Source organism: Hymenobacter qilianensis (assembly GCF_014489555.1).
Lineage (GTDB): Bacteria > Bacteroidota > Bacteroidia > Cytophagales > Hymenobacteraceae > Hymenobacter > Hymenobacter qilianensis.
This window is the reverse complement of record NZ_CP060784.1, coordinates 1,475,951-1,492,453: the sequence shown is the minus strand read 5'-3', so window position 1 is coordinate 1,492,453 and position 16,503 is coordinate 1,475,951. Positions and strand designations below refer to the sequence as shown.

Here is a 16,503-nt window from a genome sequence, read left to right as displayed (position 1 = left end):
AAAAGCCCCCCAGCCTTATGTAAGCGCGGGAAGCCACACGCTAAACTCGGTGCGGCCGGGAACGGAGTTTACCTCCAAGCGTCCGTTGTGGCTGCGCACAATACGCTGCGCAATATCGAGACCCAGGCCAGAGCCCGCGCCCGCTTCTTTGGTGGTGAAGAAAGGCTCAAAAATATGATTCAGCACATCGGGCGCGATGCCCGTGCCATTATCGATGATGGCGACGCGCACAAAGCCGCTTTGCAAGTGCGTGCGCACGGTAATCTCTCCTCCGGTGGCCACGGCGTCAATGGCATTATCGAGCAGGTTCGTCCACACTTGGTTCAGGCTGCTGACTTGGCCGCGCACCAATGGAAGTTGGGGGGCAAAATCGCGCGTTAGCCGGATCTTTTTGGCGCGTAGCTGATGGCCCAGCATGGTAAAGGTGCTTTCCAGACCGTTGTGCACGTCCAAAGGTGCGCGGTCGGTGGCGCGGTCCATGTGGGAGTAGGTTTTTACGCTGGCCACCAAGGTGCTGATCCGGCTGCCGGCTTCCTGCACATCCCGGATAAGGCGCTGGGTGGTAAGCTGGCCTTCCAGCCAGGCAAAAGCAGCCGGCAGCGCCGCCTTGGGTAAGTCGGCAGCTACGGGGGCAAGTATGTCCTTCGTCACTCCAGCCTCTAGCAGACCGGCCGCGAGGCGGTAGCCATCAGCCACGCCTTGATCTTCGAGCCAATCAGCCAAATCATCCTCATAGTCAGCGCACTCCAGTGCCGACATAGGCTTCTCTTTGGCGATTATCTCGGTGGCTAGCAGCGTCAATGCTTTTAGCGCCTCGGGATTGGGGCAATGCTGAAGTAAGTCCAGAAGCTGCGCGGGTTTGGCCAGGGTCAGCTCCTGCAAGGCTTGCGAGGCGCGGGCAATGGCGGCGGCCGGATTATTTAGCTCATGTGCCAACCCCGCCGACAGTTTACCCAAAGCGCGCAGCTTGTCGTCGCGCTCCTGCCCACGGGCTTCATCACGGGCGCGGTCACTCATCAAAGCCACTAAACGCTGGGTTAGCTCCGGACTCGTTCGCTCCAGCTCCGGAAATAGATCTCGGTGCAGTACAAACACAGCGGTAGGCATTGTTGCAATACTATAGCCATTCACAACGCGCAGCCGCGAATACGGCAGCACGCCACTCACTTGCCCCGCACTCACCCGAAAAATAGGCTCGCGATTTCCATTGCGCACCGCGAAAAATTGTAGCTCACCCTGGAGCAAAGCCATCATGTACTCGGCTGGGTCGCCGGGTTTAAAAATAACTTCCTCGGCTGCATACTCGCGCCGCTCACCATGATCCATTAGCCAGTCGATGGTTTCGGGGGGCAAATCGGCAAAGGCAGGAATAACGGACAGATCAGTAGGAGCAAGGCTAGCCATTATATAATAAGTAAGGGATAGTAAATCGCTACATAACAAGCTACAAGCAGCTTGGGTTTGAGAAACTCAACTGTAGCGAGTCGGGGGGCTTTTTGCACAAGGCAATGGCTTAAAGCCTCATAGCAAGGTAAGTTAAATTCAATTTCAGCTGAGCTAGCGCTACTAATAATCACCGCTGCTGCCAGCCAGAACCGGTGAGCCCCGGCAAATCTCGATCTTGCCAAACTTTTCCTTCCTGCTGAGCATTCTATACGTTCATCCGACCCGATTCATGGCCAAAATCAAGACCCTTTATTTCTGTCAAAAGTGCGGTGCTCAGTCAGCCAAGTGGATTGGCCGCTGCCCGTCGTGCGGGGAGTGGAACACCTACGTGGAGGAAGTAGTCGAAAAAGAAAATAACCAGTCTACCGGCTCCTGGAAGCCACCTACGGCTTCGCCCGCCGCCAAAACCAGCGCTAAGCCCCGGCCTATCGGCGAGATTCACTACGAGGAAGAAGCCCGCATCGACACCCACGATGGGGAGCTAAACCGCGTATTGGGTGGCGGCCTTGTGCCCGGCTCTCTGGTCCTCATTGGCGGCGAGCCTGGCATTGGCAAAAGCACGCTTATGTTGCAGATTGCCATGAGCTTACGTCAGCTCAAGGTGCTCTATATCTCGGGGGAGGAAAGCGAGCAGCAAATCAAAATGCGGGCGGAGCGCCTCGGCGACCAGCATCCCGGCTGCTACATTCTCACCGAAACCAACACCCAAAATATCTTCCGCCAGATCGACCAGTTGCAGCCCAACGTGGTGGTGGTCGATTCTATCCAGACCCTGCAATCCGGCTTGGTAGAATCGGGAGCCGGCTCGGTGTCGCAAGTGCGCGAGTGCACAGCCGAGCTGCTCAAGTATGCCAAGGAAACGGGCGTGCCCGTGCTACTCATCGGCCATATCACCAAAGACGGCTCTATTGCCGGACCCAAGATTCTGGAGCATATGGTGGACACGGTGCTTCAGTTTGAGGGCGACCGGCACCTGAGCTACAGGATTCTGCGCACCATCAAAAACCGCTTCGGCTCTACTTCTGAGCTGGGTATTTACGAGATGCAGGGAGCTGGTTTGCGCCAGGTATCCAACCCCTCAGAAATCCTGCTGAGTCAGCGCACCGAAACCCTCAGTGGTATTGCCATCGGAGCGACGCTGGAGGGAAACCGGCCTTTGCTGGTAGAGGTGCAAGCCCTGGTGAGCCCCGCCACCTACGGCACACCCCAGCGCAGCAGCACCGGTTTCGACTCCAAGCGACTACAGATGCTGCTGGCTGTTCTCGAAAAGCGTAGCGGCTTGCGTCTGGGGCAGCACGATGTCTTTCTAAACATTGCCGGCGGCCTGCGCCTCGAAGATCCAGCCCTTGATCTGGCCGTGTGTGCAGCCGTTGTTTCCTCGCTCAACGACATTCCACTCAGCGGCGAAACCTGCCTAGCGGCCGAGGTTGGATTGAGTGGCGAAATACGGGCCGTAAGTCGCCTCGATCAGCGTTTGTCAGAGTCAGAAAAGCTTGGCTTTCAGGAAATGTACATTTCGCAGTTTAACGCTCGAGGTTTAGACCTGGGACGCTTTGGTATTCGTGTACACCCGGTTGGGAGGCTCGACGAAGTGTTAACAGGCCTGTTTGGGTAAAAAATTTAGGCATGTTTATAGCTGGTAACGCATATATAATAGCTTCAGCTACTCCGGTAAAATACCTTTTTGCCCCCTTTACAGTGGTTATGAGAGCTTTTACGCAGCCTAGCTTCCTAAATTTCAACTGGTAGCCTGATAAGACGTTACGAAAAAGTAAACTACGATATTGGATTTTATAGGTTTTTATGCCTTATCTTCGGGTTAAGAATTGTCTTATCCCGAGAATATACTGAATTGATCCATTCAGTCAGACATTAGTATTTAGCTAAGTATTCACCACGGATTCTCCGTGCTGTCGATTGCCTACTGCATGAATTCTGCTTCAAAAAAATCGCCTTTTCGTTTTCTCATTGGTCTGCTGACCGTTGCGCTGTTGGCACCCGCCGTAGGTCGGGCGCAGGGCACCGTTGTGCTGACCGGTAAGGTGAGCAATTACAAGACCGATACAATTGCCGTTTCTTTTCGTGAGCATCCGCTTGACCCTAAGGAACATATCACGTACGCGCGCCTCGATAGCAAAGGGGAGTTTCGGCTGGCCGTGGCGGTGCCCGGACCCACCCGCGCCGACTTGGTGTACGGCGATGACGTAGCCGACCTGTTTCTGGAGCCGGGCAACGCAATTGAAGTGCGCTTCAAAAGCAATGACCTAGCGTCCAGCATTAAGTTTAAAGGGCCTGGCTCCGCAGCTAGCAGCTATCTGGTTGAACTGGATGAGCAGTTCATTGAGAACGACGGCTTTCAGGTGCTGCCCGATAACATCATGCTTTACGAGCCCGGTTTCCTGTCCTTCTTAGATTATCGTCGCAAGGCCGAACAAAAATTTTTGGATGGCTATGCGGAAGACAATCAGGTATCGGCCGCTTTCAAAGCTTACGCCCAGGCCGAGATTGACTATAGCTACGCCAACGACCGTCTCACTTTTCAAGACCTCCGCGAGCAGGTTGTAGCCACCGAAGGTCGTTTGAAAATGTCGCCTGAGTACTACAGCTTCCTCAACGATGCCAAGCTTATCAACAACCCCAGTGCGGCCCAGAGCGAGCAGCATCAGGAGTTTTTGCTGAACTACATCCATTACACTGCGGTAGCTGCCAATCATCACCGCTCCGACCCCGACTTTTACTGGGTGTGCTATGATCTGGCTAAAAAGCAGCTGACGGGTCCGGTAAAACCCTTAATTATGGGCCGTATTCTGCAGGAGTCGTTTCGGTTTGGGCACGTGAAGCAGTCGGCGGCCATGCTGGCTGACTTTCGCAGTGTAGATCCTAAAAATGAGTTTTACCCGCTGTTGCAGCGCGATTTCGAAAGCCATAAGGCCTTTGCTATTGGTGCCCCGGCCCCCGATTTCAAGCTCGTGACGGTGAAGGGCGACACAGTATCGTTGCGCGATTTTGCTGGCAAGCTGGTCTACCTGAACTTCTGGCGCACAACCAGCGGTCTGAGCTTGCGCGACCTGCCGTATGCTCAGGATTTAGCGAAGAAATTCGAAGGCAAAAACATCGTGTTTCTCAACATTGCCCTCGATGAGAATGATCCTGCCTGGAAGCAGCTGGTGGTGAGCAAGAAGCTGCCGGGCGTACATGTGCGGGCTGCGGGCGGCTTGCGCTCAGCGCTGGCTAGGGCCTACGCCTTGCAGGAAGTTCCTTCGTATTTTCTGCTAGCAGAAGATGGCTCTTTCCTCAATACCAAGCCTAAGCGCCTGAGCAGCCACGCGGCCATCGACGAAATAAAAGAGTCTTTCGGCAAGGCCTCCACTTATACCAGCGCTTTGCCAGTCGGAAGCGAGAAGTAAGCTGACTTAACAGCAAAAAAGCCCCCAGAACTAGTCTGGGGGCTTTTTTTGCTTTACGGAAAGCAGCTAAGCTGCTCGGAAGCCGGTTGCTTGCTTAATAGTGCGCTCAGCGCCGGAAGCTGGCTCGGCGTAAGTATGGTCGCTTACCTCAACGGATAGCTTCTTGCCAAGTAACTGCTTGGTGTCAAGGTCTTTGCCGCCTTCAGCATGAATGCCAACGGCTGAGTAGAGAGAAAGCAGAATGGGCATAGCCGCCGGTGATGTATAAAAGCGCTGGGTTACGAAGCCGTCTTCGTTTTCCATACGCGCCGCGAAGAATGGCACATTCTGGTGCTCGCTGGTGCCTTCCTCAATATCGGTAATCTCGACCACGTGGCGGCCATCGGGCAGAAAGCCTTTCTCCTGGCCTTTTTCAACTGGAATTTTCATAGTAGCAGATCAGGGTTAGATAATGATTAACGGTAGGGGCAGAGTGGGGTTCCAAGAGATGGTATAAAACCGCAGTAATAGGCTTATGCTCTAACTCAACAATCAGAAATTCAAATACTTGTGGAAATATTGCAAAGCTTTTTCTTACATTCAAATTAATGATGTAGCGCAGGCTATTTATATCTCAACAGTTATTTCCCTTGGTTCTTATCTCCCACTCTTCACTTCCCAACCTATGCCAAACAAACTGACTGGCTTTTGCCTCTTGGCATTAAGCTCCGTAGCGTTTTCCGCCTGCGACCAGTTCGGCCTGGAAGACTGGCGAGGCAATGGGCAACCTGCCCCAAGACCCAAAATAGCCTTGACGTCCCCTATGGACGCTCGCCAAGTAGTAAATGGGCCTCCATCGCGGGATTTTGGGACCTACGCAGGGCTCTACGACCCACAAACCAATATATTGGTTTCTACTATCGGTTACTCTGTAGAGGGGGCGCCTGTAACATCGGCCCACCTATCGGCCCACCTGCACCGGGGGCGGCCAGGAACGGATGGGCCTATCGTTTTCTCCTTTCCTTCGCTCACACTCCCCATCGGAGCTACAGTGACCCTTTCTGAGGAGGACGAGGTGTTGCTGCTCAACAACGGGATGTATGTGGATGTGCATACGCGGCTTTTCTCTCAGGGCGAAGTTCGAGGGACTGTCAGGCGGCAGTAGAGCAGGCTCTGGTATAGACCAGCTGCACGGATAACAAGCTGATAACGCTCACGTCATACTCCTCACTGATGCTACAAAAACTCACTTCCGGTTTTCTTTTACTACTGAGTCTGGGCATAGTTTCCGCCTGCGACCAGTTCGACCTGGATGACCTGCGCAAAAAGGCGCCGCCTAGTCCTCCCGAAATATCTCTGTCTGCTACCCTCACGGACAACCAAGTAGTGCCGAGGCGTCCAAATTCCTCCCTGAGCATAGGTGCTTTTACGGCCACCTATGACCAGCAGACTAACCTTCTGACTTATGTTGTAGACTTCAGTATATTTTTTACTTATATACCCGAAGATGAGTTGCACCTGCACCGGGGCGCGCCAGGAACGAATGGGCCCATTGCCTATACCTTGCCTTCCCACAATGGGACCATCACCTTAACCGAGGCTGATGAGGCACTGCTGCTGGAGGGGAATATGTATGTGGATGCAGAGGTGGGCAATCCGCTCTATACCCGATCTCGGGGGGCTATTATAAGGCAGCCGTCCACTCCTGTTCCCGTTCCGGGCCCTCAGGTAGCTCTGACAGCCCGGGTAGATGGTAGCCAGGTAGTGCCGCCCACTTCTTCTGATCGTAAGGGCATTATCAATGCAATTTATAATAAGGACACCAATGTGCTGGCCTACTGGTCAATCTACACAACTAATAATTTATCATTTACATCTTCATCAGAAGCGGTGCATCTGCACCGGGGCGCGCCGGGCACGAATGGGCCCATCATAGCGACATTGTCTTTTCCTGGTGGTTACTACCCCCAAGGCGAAGCGAGCATTCCGGAAGCTGATGAAGGGGCATTGCTCTCCGGTGGCACCTATATAGACGTGCATAGAGCTGAGTTCCCGAATGGAGAGGCTAGGGGGCAGTGGTGCCGCAGTAGCAAGTCCGGATTACGGGTTCCGCTAGCCGATATAAGCGTTTTTGTCTCTCACTCTTCACTTCCCAACCTATGCTAAACAAACTTACCGGCTATTGCCTGTTGGCAGTAAGCATAGTAGCGTTTTCCGCCTGCGACCAGTTCGGCCTGGAAGACTGGCGAGGTAATGGTCAGCCTGCCCCTCGACCCAAAATAGCATTAGTATCCAATAATATGGATGCCCGCAAAGTCGTATTGGGTCCTCCATCGCGGGCTACTGCGGTTTATACAGGCCTGTATGACCCGCAAACCAATGTACTAGCCTCAACTATCACTTATCATACGGCCGGTGAAGTCAGCACTGGTAATATAAATGGAACAGTAACGGCAGTCCACCTGCACCGGGGGGCGCCCGGAACGAACGGCCCCATCGTTTTCTCGTTTCCTTCGCTTACCCTCCCCATCGGCGCTATCGTGACGCTTTCTGAGGAAGATGAGGCCTTACTGCTCAACAATGGGATGTATGCGGATGTGCACACTCGGGTTTTCCTCAGGGTGAAGCCCGTGGACCAATTACGCGGCAATAAGGCCATATAGGTCTAGCTTAATCATACTGTACTAAGGTGATAAACGCTCACGTCATACTCCTCACTGATGCTACAAAAACTCACTTCCGGTTTTCTTTTACTACTGAGTCTGGGCATAGTTTCCGCCTGCGACCAGTTCGACCTGGATGACCTGCGTAAAAAGGCGCCGCCTAGTCCTCCTGACATTTTTCTATCGGCAAAGCTTACGGGTAGTGGCGCCGGCGCCGGCTCTTTTACGGGCACTTATAACCACCAGACCAATGTGTTGGACTATACAGTGGCATTCGGTATTGTACCCTACAGCATCCAGCGGGATGTGCTACACCTGCACCGCGGCACGCCAGCAACTGGCGGGCCTATCGCTTATACCTTGCCTACGACCACGAATGGAACCATCACGTTAACTGAGGCCGATGAGGCTCTGCTGCTCAATGGTGGCTTATATATAGATGCAGAAGCACGACTTATTCGTGAGACGGACCCGCTCACTGTCACATCGCGCGGTACTATCGTGAGGCAGTCGCCCACACCTGCTCCTGTTCCGGGCCCTGAAATAGCGCTAACAGCCCAAGTAAACGGTAGCCAGGTAGTGCCGCCCTCTTCTTTCCCTGAAACAGCTACTTTCCATGCCTTGTATAACAAGGACACCAATGTGCTGACCTACTACTCTGTTGGAGGAAACTTTTCGTTACCAGCAGACGTGCATTTACACCGGGGTACGCCGGGCACCACTGGACCTATTATCGTGGAACTGCCTTTTCTTTTAGGTTTCTTGTCCCAGGGCGAGGCAACCATTCCGGAAGCGGACGAAGCAGCATTGCTCTCCAGTGGCACTTATGTAGATTTTTTCCATAATGCTGCCCTCCCAAATGGGCTGGTTAGGGGTGCGGTCGTGCCGCTCTAAAACGAGCTAATAGGTTCTGCCAGCTTACTAAGCCTTTATCTGCCTCAATAGGCTCCTTTCCTGGTTTTATCTCCCACTCTTCACCTACAATCTTATGCTAAATAAACTTATTGGCTGTTGCCTGTTGGCATTGAGCTCCGTAGCGTTTTTCGCCTGCGACCAGTTCGGCCTGGAAGACTGGCGAGGTAATGGGCAGCCTACGACTAGACCCAAGATAGCATTATGGTCTTCCATGGATTCCCGCCAAGTACTGGGAGAGCGATTGCCATCGCGGGCTGTGGGGGCTTATTCAGGCTTGTATGACCCGCAAACCAATGTATTGGTTTCTACCATCACCTATTATAATGCAGGTGAGCGTGTTCCCTCTGGTAGCGAGAGCTTAGCTCTGCCGGTAGTAGCAGCCCACCTGCACCGGGGCGCGCCGGGAACAAATGGGCCCATCGTTTATTCCTTTCCTTCGCTGCTATCTCCAATTGGAGGTACAGTCACCCTTTCTGAGGCTGACGAAGCTTTGCTGCTGAACAACGAGTTTTATGTAGATGTACACGCGCAGATTTTCCCCGAAGCTGGGGAAATCAGGGGTACTATTATGCGGCAGTAAAGCTGGTTTAATTCCAGTTCAATTGCCTCAACTTAAAGGTGATACATGTTTACTTCATACTCCTCGCTGATGCTACAAAAACTCACTTCCGGTTTTCTATGCTTCTTAAGTTTGGTCGCTATTTCCGCCTGTGACCAATTCGACCTAGATGACCTACGCAAAAAGGCGCCACCAACCCCCGAAATATCCTTGTCGGCTACGGTGACTGGTCCTCAAGCTTTGCCGACTCCTGCAACTTCAGGCTTAGGGTCTTTTACGGGTGTTTATAACCAGCAGACCAACGTCTTGACTTATAGCATGGCATACGTTTATGCAATTGGAGCTAATGCGCTTCAAGAATTGCACCTGCACCGTGGTGGACCAGGTGTTGTCGGGCCCATAATCTACACGTTGTCTTCGCCTCGGTTTCCAATTACAGGCACGGTCACTTTAAGTGAGGCGGATGAGGCTCTGCTCCTGTCAAATCAGATTTATGTGGATGGAGAGCTATCATTTCAATCGCCGCCTACTCCACTTCTTGTCCAAACTCGGGGTACTATCATGAGACAATAAAGGAACTTCTGTGTTTTTTCTGAAAACAAAAGAAAGTCAACTTGTTATGAACCGGAGGCGGGGCTTTATCGTACGTTGTGCTAGCGTGCTTTCTTATTCGATTTCCGCTTCAGCGGACCCACTTTTCTTCTTTTCTATAACTCACCCTTTACTACCTAACCAATGCTAAAAAAACTCACTTCTGGTTTCCTCCTGGCATCTAGCTTGGTGGCGTTTTCTTCCTGCGACCAAGTAAACTTGGATGATCTACGTAAAATCGTTAAGCCTGCCCCAAACCCCAATGTAGTTTTGACAGCTGTGATAAACGGTAGTCAAGAGGTGCCACCAACTCCCTCAGCCGCTACAGGTACGTTCTCGGGTGTTTATAACAAGGATACCAACGTACTGACCTACACGGTAACGTATACGGGCCTGACACCGCAAGCGGGACACTTGCATCGCGGTATGCCGGGTGTGAATGGTCCAGTGGTTCACCCACTTCCACAACTCACTTCCCCTATTACAGCAACGGCTACTTTCACTGAAGCCGATGAAGCCTTATTGCTGAATAACGGTTTTTATGTGAACCTACATACGCCCGCTTTTCCGGGCGGCGAAATTCGGGGCGACATTAAGGTAAAGTAACGCAGCCTGATTTCTTGAAAAGCCCCCCACACGATATGTGGGGGGCTTTTTTTATGCCCTGTAAGTACTAGCTAAACTTTAGAGGGCATTTTTGTTCAGGCATTGCCGACCTTTGCCCGCACCATGGCCTCCACGCTCACCGACGCGCTTAATCTGCTTTCCAAAACCACCCCGCGCCGTGCGCTCAATACCGCGCAGATAGTGGGAAGCTACGCCTTGAGCAAGCTCACCGGCAAGGCGCGCCACTGGGGGCTACCCATGGCGCTGTCGTTTGAGCCGACGACCAGCTGCAATTTGCGCTGTCCGGAGTGCCCGAGCGGGCTGCGCTCCTTTACCCGCCCCACCGGCATGCTGCCCGACGAGCTGTTCAAGCGCACGATTGACGAGTTAGCGGCGCGGCTCTGGTATCTAATTTTCTATTTTCAGGGCGAGCCCTACCTGCATCCGCATTTTCTGGAGCTGGTCAAATATGCCGCCGACAAGGGCATTTATACCGCTACCAGCACCAACGCTCACTACCTCAACGACCAGAACGCGCGCCGCACGGTGGAGTCGGGCCTGGACCGGCTGATTATCTCGCTCGATGGCACAACGCAGCAAACCTACCAGCAATACCGTGTGGGGGGCAAAATTGACAAAGTGCTGGAGGGGACGCGCAATGTGCTGCGCTGGCGCAAGGAGTTGAAGTCGAGCACGCCGCGCGTGGTGTTTCAGTTTCTGGTAGTGCAGCCCAACGAGCACCAGATTGAAGATGCCAAGCAGCTGGCCAAGGAGATGGGCGTAGACGATGTGTGGTTCAAAACCGCCCAGATTTACGATTATCAGAACGGCTCGCCCCTTATCCCGACCATCGACTACTACTCGCGCTACGAAAACAACCAGAATGGCACCTGGAGCATCAAAAACCGCCTGCTAAACCATTGCTGGAAGATGTGGCACTCCTGCGTGATTACCTGGGACGGCTTGGTGGTGCCCTGCTGCTTCGATAAAGACGCCGAATACCGCCTCGGCGACTTATCTCAGCAAACCTTTCGTGGCTTGTGGCAGGGGCCAAAGTACCGGCAGTTTCGCGCTTCCCTGCTCAAAGGCCGCGACCAGATTGAGATGTGCCGCAACTGCACGGAAGGCACCCGCGTGTGGGGCTAAAGCTGCTTTTCTGCTGCGTACAAAGCTGATTTCTGCGAACCCGAAATAGCAGATCTGGATGAGTGTGCGTTTGACACCGATAAAACCCCTATCCCGCTGAGCGCGTTGTTACTAGTACAGGGCAGTGCCCCTGTTGACTTTTCGTATGTTGCATTTCTGCATTTCCTTCCATGGTATTACAAGCAGTATTTGCCTTGACTTCTGATTTTTCGAACACGCTTAACCTCGTCACCGATAAGCTCGTTGCCTGGGCCGAGCAGTTTGTGGTGATGCTGCCTAACTTGGTGGTTGCCGTTTTGCTGCTGACGGTGACCATATTTGCCGCGCGGCTAGTAAAACGCTTGGCAACCCGGTTTCTGCCGCGCGTATCGCACAGCGTTACCATTAACAGCCTGATTGCGACACTGGTGTATTTTGTGGTGTTGCTGTTTGGGCTGTTTTTCGTGCTGTCGGTTCTCAACTTGGACAAGACCGTGACTTCCCTGCTGGCTGGTGTGGGTATCATCGGTCTGGCCCTGGGCTTCGCCTTTCAGGATATTGCAGCCAACTTCATCAGCGGTATTATCATCGCCATTCAGCGCCCTTCAACGTGGGCGACATGATTAAGACCAACGACTACTTCGGCGTGATTGAGCGCATCCGGCTGCGCACCGTGGATTTGCGCCAGCCCACCGGCGAAATGGTGCTGGTGCCTAATCGCAAAGTGTTTGAGAATGCGCTTATTAACTACTCCGTGAATACCATGCGCCGCGTCGATCTAGACTGCGGCGTGGCCTACGATTCCGACCTGGATCAGGTGCGGGAAGTGGTGTTAGAAGCTGTGCAGCAGGTGCCTCACCTTGTGCGCGAGCGGGCTCCGGAGGTCATGTTTACGGAATTTGCCGACAGCGCCATCACGTTTCAGCTCCGCTTCTGGATCCCCTACAAGCGGCAAGTTGACTACGTAGGGGCCAAGAGCGCGGCCATTATGAGCATCAAAAAAGCCTTCGACGAGGCCGGCATCAACATTCCTTTCCCCATCCGGACACTTCACGTGCCTGGCGGAGCTGTTTTGCCTGTTGCCCTGCAAAACGAAGAAGTAGATACCAACAAGAGCTGATAACCGGCGTAAATGAAATCCTTAATCTAAAAAAGCCCCCAGCACGTTGCTGGGGGCTTTTTTGATTCTTATTAGTTCTTATTTGTGGTCCTTCCTGAGGTTTTTGCCTAAGTCTTCTACCTGCTTCAGAAACTCCATGCTATCAGAGTCGCCGGCTGGACCAAAGGCCGAAGAAATCGTGCCACGCGTACCATCGGAGCACTCTAAGGCGTAGAGAATAGACATGTCATCAGGGTCGCTCTCACCCTCGAAGCGGTAAAAATCCACGATGGTCACATCCGCGGGGCCGTAGCTGATGGTTTCGGAGCTAAAGGGGCGCAGACGGCCGTCAGAAACCCGAAAATCTTCGGTAAAGCCATCTTTGGCCAGCTTTTGCTCTACCATAATCAGGGAGCGTTCTTCTTCTTTATCTTGCATGATCAGGGGCGTTTGGGAGTGGAACGGTGTGGCAGAGTAGGGAACAAAAAAGAACCCCGTGCCAACTATACGCAGTCGGCACGGGGCGAGGTTGTCTGAATCGGTAATAGTGAAAGTTATTTACTTGAAGCCGGGCTGGTTTTCTGCGCCGCCTCAATAGTGCGTTGCAGCCGGTCGACATCAATGGTGCCGCAGGCGCCGCCGCAGCCCTTGGCGCAGCCCGTAGTGCTTGGGGAGAAAAAAGCCCCCCAGAATATCCGGCCCACATAAATAGTGGCTGCCAGAAACAAAACGCCGATGAGGAAATATTGGAACAGCATAACGCTCACAAAACTACGCAATCCGGAAAAAAGTTTGGCTTTCGGCCCGGCTACTTCCAGTAATCGCCAATGGTCTGCTGCATCTGCCGGTGTATCTGGCCGTTGGTAGCTAACACTTCCCGACCAAAAATAGGGTCGCCATTGGTGAGAAACTGCGTGACGTGGCCACCGGCCTCGCGCACCAGCAGCACCCCAGCCGCTACATCGTAGGAGTTGATGTTGAACTCAAAATAGCCGTCGAAGCGGCCTGCTGCTACATACGCCAGGTCCAGCGCCGCCGAGCCTACGCGGCGGATACCGTGCGTCGACTGCATAAAGGCGCCCATAATTTTGAGGTAGGCATCCAGCTTGTCGAACTTGTAGTAAGGAAAGCCCGTGGCCAACAGCGACTCATGCAAATTGGCCGCGGCCGATACATGTATGGGCTTCTCATTACAAAAAGCGCCACTGCCCAGCGCCGCCCGGAAGCACTCATCCTGATTGATTTCATACACTACGCCCACCACCAGCTCGTCGCGGTGCATCAGCGCCACACTTACGCAATACGCGGGCTGCCCGTGGATAAAGTTGGTAGTGCCATCGAGCGGGTCGATGATCCAGTTGTACTCTTCGGTTCTGGCCTTGGCGGCGGTGCCTTCTTCCGTGATAAAACCAGCCTCGGGCAGCAGCGCGTGCAGCTCATCTACCAGCTGCTTTTCGCTTTGCTGATCGACGTACGAAACCATGTCGTGCAAGCCTTTATGCTCCACGGTCGCCAGGTCGAAGCTGGCGGCTTCCTGCCGAATAAACTGCCCGGCCCGGCGCGCTATATCCGCTACCTGCAGGCTTAATGCGTTGAAATCCATAGAAAAACATAATTGTCATGCAGAGGTGGAGCCGAAGCATCTCGCGTGCTGATGTGAGGTTAGCAACCCAAATAAACACGCGAGATGCTTCGCGCTGCGCTGCATGACATGTGGTTTGTTAGATCGTTTTGGGCCCCGTAAACCGGCGCACGAGCGTAAAACCCAGCAGTAATCCTGCCAGCACTTGCATAGTCGGCCCAATAAGATCGCCGTGGCGCACGTAAAAGGTCAGCTCTGAGTTGAGTTGCACCGTGGCACGGCTGGCCGCAGGTACCCACCAATCGGTCTGGGTCGTGATTTCGCCCTTCTGATTGATGAACGCCGAAATGCCCGTATTGGCCGACCGCGCAATAGCACGCCGGGCCTCGATGGCACGCAGAGTGGCGTATTGCAGGTGCTGCTCGTGGCCGGGCGAGTCGCTCCACCAACCGTCATTCGTGATGATGCCTAGCAGCGTAGCTCCATTCTTCACGTACTCGGCCACAAAGTCGCCATACACCGACTCATAGCAAATGAGCGGGCCCACCCACAGCGCGGAGTCGGTAGGGGAGCGGAATACCGTGCGCTCCTCCTGACTGCCGTAGCTGCCCACCGTGCCGCCTAAGTCGATGTTGGCAATGAGTTTCGTAAGCAAAGGCGGTACTTTTTCCACGCCCGGCACCAAGCGTGATTTATGGTAAAAATTAGCTGGCGTGCTGGCATTTGGCAGAAAAGCGGCCGTATTGAACACATCGTAGAAGCCCGTATCGTCGCGGAAGCGGGCCGTGACAGAGGCCGTTTCCTTGCTCGGATACGCTACCAGACTGGTAATACCCGTGATAAGCTCCAGATTCGGATGCTGAGCCAGCATGGCCCGTACGCGCTGGGTATTTGGGTTAGCATCAAACTGATTTTCCCACTGCGCCTGATCCAGCGAGGTTTCGGGCCAGAGTACAAGGCGCGTTTTGGGCGTCAGGTTTTCAGTGGTGAGGTTAATCAGCCGGGTAACCTGTGCCTCGATAGGAATGAAGTTTTCCGCCCCTTGAAACTTCTCCTGGTAGGGGTCGATGTTTGGCTGAATAGCTAATACCTCGACTGGGGGCCTTTTTCCTGGTAGTTGTAGCCGATAAGCTTGGAAAGCCCGATGGGCAGCAAAGCAGCCAGCAAAGGAATCAGGATCAGGCGCTGCACCTGTACGCGGCTCAGCTCAGGGGCACCGGGCCTACTAGCCGCCGCGTATTTTTGCAAGGACAGAAACGCCAGAATATTTACCACCCAAATCCAGACGGAGCCGCCCAAAAAGCCAGTGTATTCATACCATTGCACCCAACTATTGGCTTGCGCAAAGCCGTTGCCAAGGGTGAGCCAGGGCCAGGTGAGATCCCAGTGCAGATGCAGCTGCTCAAAGGCAATCCAGTAAATGGGCAGTGAAATGTAGCCCAGCGTAGGACCAGCCAGCTTCTTGGTGTGATAAAACGCCATGGTGGGCAAACACATCAGCAAAGCGTTCAGCACGACGGCCGCGATTCCGCCGCCTAAAGTGCTGTAGCTCACCCACCATGTGGTAAAGGCATTCCAGAGTACCAAAGTCAGATAGGTATAGCGAAACACCTTCCAGCCGCTGGCCCCGCGCCGCGTAAGCAGCTGCTCCATCCGCAGATACGGCACCCAACCTACGAGCAGCAGCAGGGCCATGGCTGCGGGGTGAACGGGCCAGCCCGCCCACAAAAGCACAGCGCTGAGCAGCGCCAACAGCGAAGGTTGCCAATAGGCCCATCCTGCCCGGGGGCGCGGAGCCGTGGCAACGGCTGGGCTAGTCTTTACTTCCTTGAACGACAACAACGATTTCTCCTTTAATGGATGAACGGCCCGCAAAGTTGGCTGCCAGCGCGGGCAGCGTGCCGTTTACGGTTTCCTCAAATAACTTGGTTAATTCCCGGCTCACCGATGCTTGCCGCTCTGGTCCGAATACCTCAGCCAGCTGCTCCAACGTCTTTACAATTCGGTGCGGCGATTCGTAAAATATCAACGTGCGGGTTTCGGTGGCCAGTTCCCGCAGGCGGGTCTGGCGGCCTTTTTTCACGGGCAAAAACCCTTCAAACACAAATCGTTCGGCCCCGAAACCCGACTTAAGCAATGCCGGCACAAAAGCCGTAGCACCCGGCAGACACTCTACTTTTAAACCCCGGCTCAGGCACTCGCGCACCAGCAGAAAGCCGGGATCGGAAATGCCGGGCGTACCCGCATCCGACACCAGCGCCATCCGTTCGCCTTTTTCCAGGCGCTCAATCAGGCGGGCTACGGTTTGGTGCTCATTGTGCAGATGATAGCTGAGCAGGGGCTTTTTCAAGCCCAAATGCTGCATCAGGCGGCCGCTGTTGCGGGTGTCTTCGGCCAGCACCGTATCCACCTCACCCAGAATACGGATGGCCCGAAGAGTGATATCCTCCAGGTTGCCGATGGGAGTGGGCACGAGGTATAGAACAGTGGTCGTATGGGCTTCGTCGGGCATAGTGGCGCAAAGGTAGGCT

20 protein-coding genes are annotated in these 16,503 nt (G+C 53.9%); 12 read left to right on the top strand and 8 right to left on the bottom strand.

Annotated features, from left to right (window positions below):
- Positions 1 to 15 precede the first annotated feature (15 nt).
- A complete protein-coding gene (locus H9L05_RS06850) occupies positions 16 to 1,404 on the bottom strand; it encodes a sensor histidine kinase (protein WP_187733544.1) in 1,389 nt (462 codons plus the stop codon).
- Between the two features lie 271 nt (positions 1,405 to 1,675).
- On the opposite strand from H9L05_RS06850, the gene radA reads away from it, so the two are divergent.
- The gene (gene radA / locus H9L05_RS06845) at positions 1,676 to 3,061 is read left to right on the top strand and encodes a DNA repair protein RadA (RefSeq protein ID WP_187733543.1); all 1,386 of its coding nucleotides are present in this window, start codon (positions 1,676 to 1,678) and stop codon (positions 3,059 to 3,061) included.
- 313 nt (positions 3,062 to 3,374) lie between these two features.
- Complete coding sequence (locus H9L05_RS06840; RefSeq protein ID WP_187733542.1) at positions 3,375 to 4,853, top strand: TlpA family protein disulfide reductase; 1,479 nt, start codon at positions 3,375 to 3,377, stop codon at positions 4,851 to 4,853.
- 66 nt (positions 4,854 to 4,919) lie between these two features.
- Here the strand turns inward: H9L05_RS06840 and H9L05_RS06835 are convergent, their stop codons facing one another.
- Positions 4,920 to 5,282 (bottom strand): hypothetical protein, encoded by a 363-nt coding sequence (locus H9L05_RS06835; RefSeq protein ID WP_187733541.1) that lies wholly within the window; start codon positions 5,280 to 5,282, stop codon positions 4,920 to 4,922.
- A 373-nt stretch (positions 5,283 to 5,655) separates the two neighbouring features.
- On the opposite strand from H9L05_RS06835, the gene H9L05_RS06830 reads away from it, so the two are divergent.
- From H9L05_RS06830 to H9L05_RS24885, 10 genes are all read left to right on the top strand, one after another.
- Entirely contained in the window at positions 5,656 to 5,997 is a 342-nt protein-coding gene (locus H9L05_RS06830; RefSeq protein WP_187733540.1) for a CHRD domain-containing protein, read from the top strand.
- A 68-nt stretch (positions 5,998 to 6,065) separates the two neighbouring features.
- Positions 6,066 to 6,998 carry a CHRD domain-containing protein gene (locus H9L05_RS06825; protein WP_187733539.1) on the top strand — a complete coding sequence of 311 codons (933 nt, stop codon included), beginning with the start codon at positions 6,066 to 6,068 and terminating at the stop codon, positions 6,996 to 6,998.
- The gene (locus tag H9L05_RS06820; RefSeq protein WP_187733538.1) at positions 6,992 to 7,495 is read left to right on the top strand and encodes a CHRD domain-containing protein; all 504 of its coding nucleotides are present in this window, start codon (positions 6,992 to 6,994) and stop codon (positions 7,493 to 7,495) included. The genes H9L05_RS06825 and H9L05_RS06820 overlap by 7 nt, the downstream gene beginning before the upstream one ends.
- Before the next feature lie 57 nt (positions 7,496 to 7,552).
- Positions 7,553 to 8,389, top strand: a complete 837-nt coding sequence (locus H9L05_RS06815; protein ID WP_187733537.1) for a CHRD domain-containing protein — start codon at positions 7,553 to 7,555, stop codon at positions 8,387 to 8,389.
- Between the two features lie 94 nt (positions 8,390 to 8,483).
- A complete protein-coding gene (locus H9L05_RS06810; RefSeq protein ID WP_187733536.1) occupies positions 8,484 to 8,990 on the top strand; it encodes a CHRD domain-containing protein in 507 nt (168 codons plus the stop codon).
- A gap of 45 nt (positions 8,991 to 9,035) precedes the next feature.
- Positions 9,036 to 9,542, top strand: a complete 507-nt coding sequence (locus H9L05_RS26780) for a CHRD domain-containing protein (protein WP_394368475.1) — start codon at positions 9,036 to 9,038, stop codon at positions 9,540 to 9,542.
- A gap of 162 nt (positions 9,543 to 9,704) precedes the next feature.
- Complete coding sequence (locus tag H9L05_RS06800; protein ID WP_187733534.1) at positions 9,705 to 10,166, top strand: CHRD domain-containing protein; 462 nt, start codon at positions 9,705 to 9,707, stop codon at positions 10,164 to 10,166.
- Between the two features lie 123 nt (positions 10,167 to 10,289).
- Positions 10,290 to 11,312, top strand: a complete 1,023-nt coding sequence (locus H9L05_RS06795) for an SPASM domain-containing protein (protein ID WP_187734204.1) — start codon at positions 10,290 to 10,292, stop codon at positions 11,310 to 11,312.
- A 194-nt stretch (positions 11,313 to 11,506) separates the two neighbouring features.
- Complete coding sequence (locus tag H9L05_RS24890; protein WP_262892646.1) at positions 11,507 to 11,914, top strand: mechanosensitive ion channel family protein; 408 nt, start codon at positions 11,507 to 11,509, stop codon at positions 11,912 to 11,914.
- Positions 11,911 to 12,411: a mechanosensitive ion channel family protein gene (locus H9L05_RS24885; protein ID WP_262892645.1), complete on the top strand. Its 501-nt coding sequence runs from the start codon at positions 11,911 to 11,913 to the stop codon at positions 12,409 to 12,411. Before H9L05_RS24890 ends, H9L05_RS24885 begins: the two co-directional genes overlap by 4 nt.
- Positions 12,412 to 12,489: 78 nt before the next feature.
- On the opposite strand, the gene H9L05_RS06785 is transcribed toward H9L05_RS24885, so the two are convergent.
- The 6 genes from H9L05_RS06785 to rsmI all read right to left on the bottom strand — a co-directional run bounded on the left by H9L05_RS06785 (position 12,490) and on the right by rsmI (position 16,484).
- The gene (locus H9L05_RS06785) at positions 12,490 to 12,828 is read right to left on the bottom strand and encodes a hypothetical protein (RefSeq protein ID WP_187733533.1); all 339 of its coding nucleotides are present in this window, start codon (positions 12,826 to 12,828) and stop codon (positions 12,490 to 12,492) included.
- A 116-nt stretch (positions 12,829 to 12,944) separates the two neighbouring features.
- On the bottom strand, positions 12,945 to 13,148 hold the full coding sequence (locus H9L05_RS06780; RefSeq protein ID WP_187733532.1) for a FeoB-associated Cys-rich membrane protein: 204 nt from the start codon (positions 13,146 to 13,148) through the stop codon (positions 12,945 to 12,947).
- 50 nt (positions 13,149 to 13,198) lie between these two features.
- Complete coding sequence (locus H9L05_RS06775) at positions 13,199 to 13,993, bottom strand: inositol monophosphatase family protein (RefSeq protein WP_187733531.1); 795 nt, start codon at positions 13,991 to 13,993, stop codon at positions 13,199 to 13,201.
- A 118-nt stretch (positions 13,994 to 14,111) separates the two neighbouring features.
- The gene (gene lnt / locus H9L05_RS06770; RefSeq protein ID WP_223284922.1) at positions 14,112 to 15,053 is read right to left on the bottom strand and encodes an apolipoprotein N-acyltransferase; all 942 of its coding nucleotides are present in this window, start codon (positions 15,051 to 15,053) and stop codon (positions 14,112 to 14,114) included.
- 2 nt (positions 15,054 to 15,055) lie between these two features.
- Positions 15,056 to 15,706, bottom strand: a complete 651-nt coding sequence (locus tag H9L05_RS06765; RefSeq protein ID WP_223284921.1) for a hypothetical protein — start codon at positions 15,704 to 15,706, stop codon at positions 15,056 to 15,058.
- Positions 15,707 to 15,785: 79 nt separating this feature from the next.
- Complete coding sequence (rsmI, locus tag H9L05_RS06760; RefSeq protein WP_187733529.1) at positions 15,786 to 16,484, bottom strand: 16S rRNA (cytidine(1402)-2'-O)-methyltransferase; 699 nt, start codon at positions 16,482 to 16,484, stop codon at positions 15,786 to 15,788.
- Positions 16,485 to 16,503: the final 19 nt, after the last annotated feature.

Bases quoted from the DNA above. Each gene is read 5' to 3' on its own strand.
- H9L05_RS06850 (WP_187733544.1), bottom strand. From the start codon at position 1,404: ATGGCTAGCCTTGCTCCTACTGATCTGTCCGTTATTCCTGCCTTTGCC.
- radA (WP_187733543.1), top strand. From the start codon at position 1,676: ATGGCCAAAATCAAGACCCTTTATTTCTGTCAAAAGTGCGGTGCTCAG.
- H9L05_RS06840 (WP_187733542.1), top strand. From the start codon at position 3,375: ATGAATTCTGCTTCAAAAAAATCGCCTTTTCGTTTTCTCATTGGTCTG.
- H9L05_RS06835 (WP_187733541.1), bottom strand. From the start codon at position 5,282: ATGAAAATTCCAGTTGAAAAAGGCCAGGAGAAAGGCTTTCTGCCCGAT.
- H9L05_RS06830 (WP_187733540.1), top strand. From the start codon at position 5,656: ATGGACGCTCGCCAAGTAGTAAATGGGCCTCCATCGCGGGATTTTGGG.
- H9L05_RS06825 (WP_187733539.1), top strand. From the start codon at position 6,066: ATGCTACAAAAACTCACTTCCGGTTTTCTTTTACTACTGAGTCTGGGC.
- H9L05_RS06820 (WP_187733538.1), top strand. From the start codon at position 6,992: ATGCTAAACAAACTTACCGGCTATTGCCTGTTGGCAGTAAGCATAGTA.
- H9L05_RS06815 (WP_187733537.1), top strand. From the start codon at position 7,553: ATGCTACAAAAACTCACTTCCGGTTTTCTTTTACTACTGAGTCTGGGC.
- H9L05_RS06810 (WP_187733536.1), top strand. From the start codon at position 8,484: ATGCTAAATAAACTTATTGGCTGTTGCCTGTTGGCATTGAGCTCCGTA.
- H9L05_RS26780 (WP_394368475.1), top strand. From the start codon at position 9,036: ATGTTTACTTCATACTCCTCGCTGATGCTACAAAAACTCACTTCCGGT.
- H9L05_RS06800 (WP_187733534.1), top strand. From the start codon at position 9,705: ATGCTAAAAAAACTCACTTCTGGTTTCCTCCTGGCATCTAGCTTGGTG.
- H9L05_RS06795 (WP_187734204.1), top strand. From the start codon at position 10,290: ATGGCCTCCACGCTCACCGACGCGCTTAATCTGCTTTCCAAAACCACC.
- H9L05_RS24885 (WP_262892645.1), top strand. From the start codon at position 11,911: ATGATTAAGACCAACGACTACTTCGGCGTGATTGAGCGCATCCGGCTG.
- H9L05_RS06785 (WP_187733533.1), bottom strand. From the start codon at position 12,828: ATGCAAGATAAAGAAGAAGAACGCTCCCTGATTATGGTAGAGCAAAAG.
- H9L05_RS06780 (WP_187733532.1), bottom strand. From the start codon at position 13,148: ATGCTGTTCCAATATTTCCTCATCGGCGTTTTGTTTCTGGCAGCCACT.
- H9L05_RS06775 (WP_187733531.1), bottom strand. From the start codon at position 13,993: ATGGATTTCAACGCATTAAGCCTGCAGGTAGCGGATATAGCGCGCCGG.
- rsmI (WP_187733529.1), bottom strand. From the start codon at position 16,484: ATGCCCGACGAAGCCCATACGACCACTGTTCTATACCTCGTGCCCACT.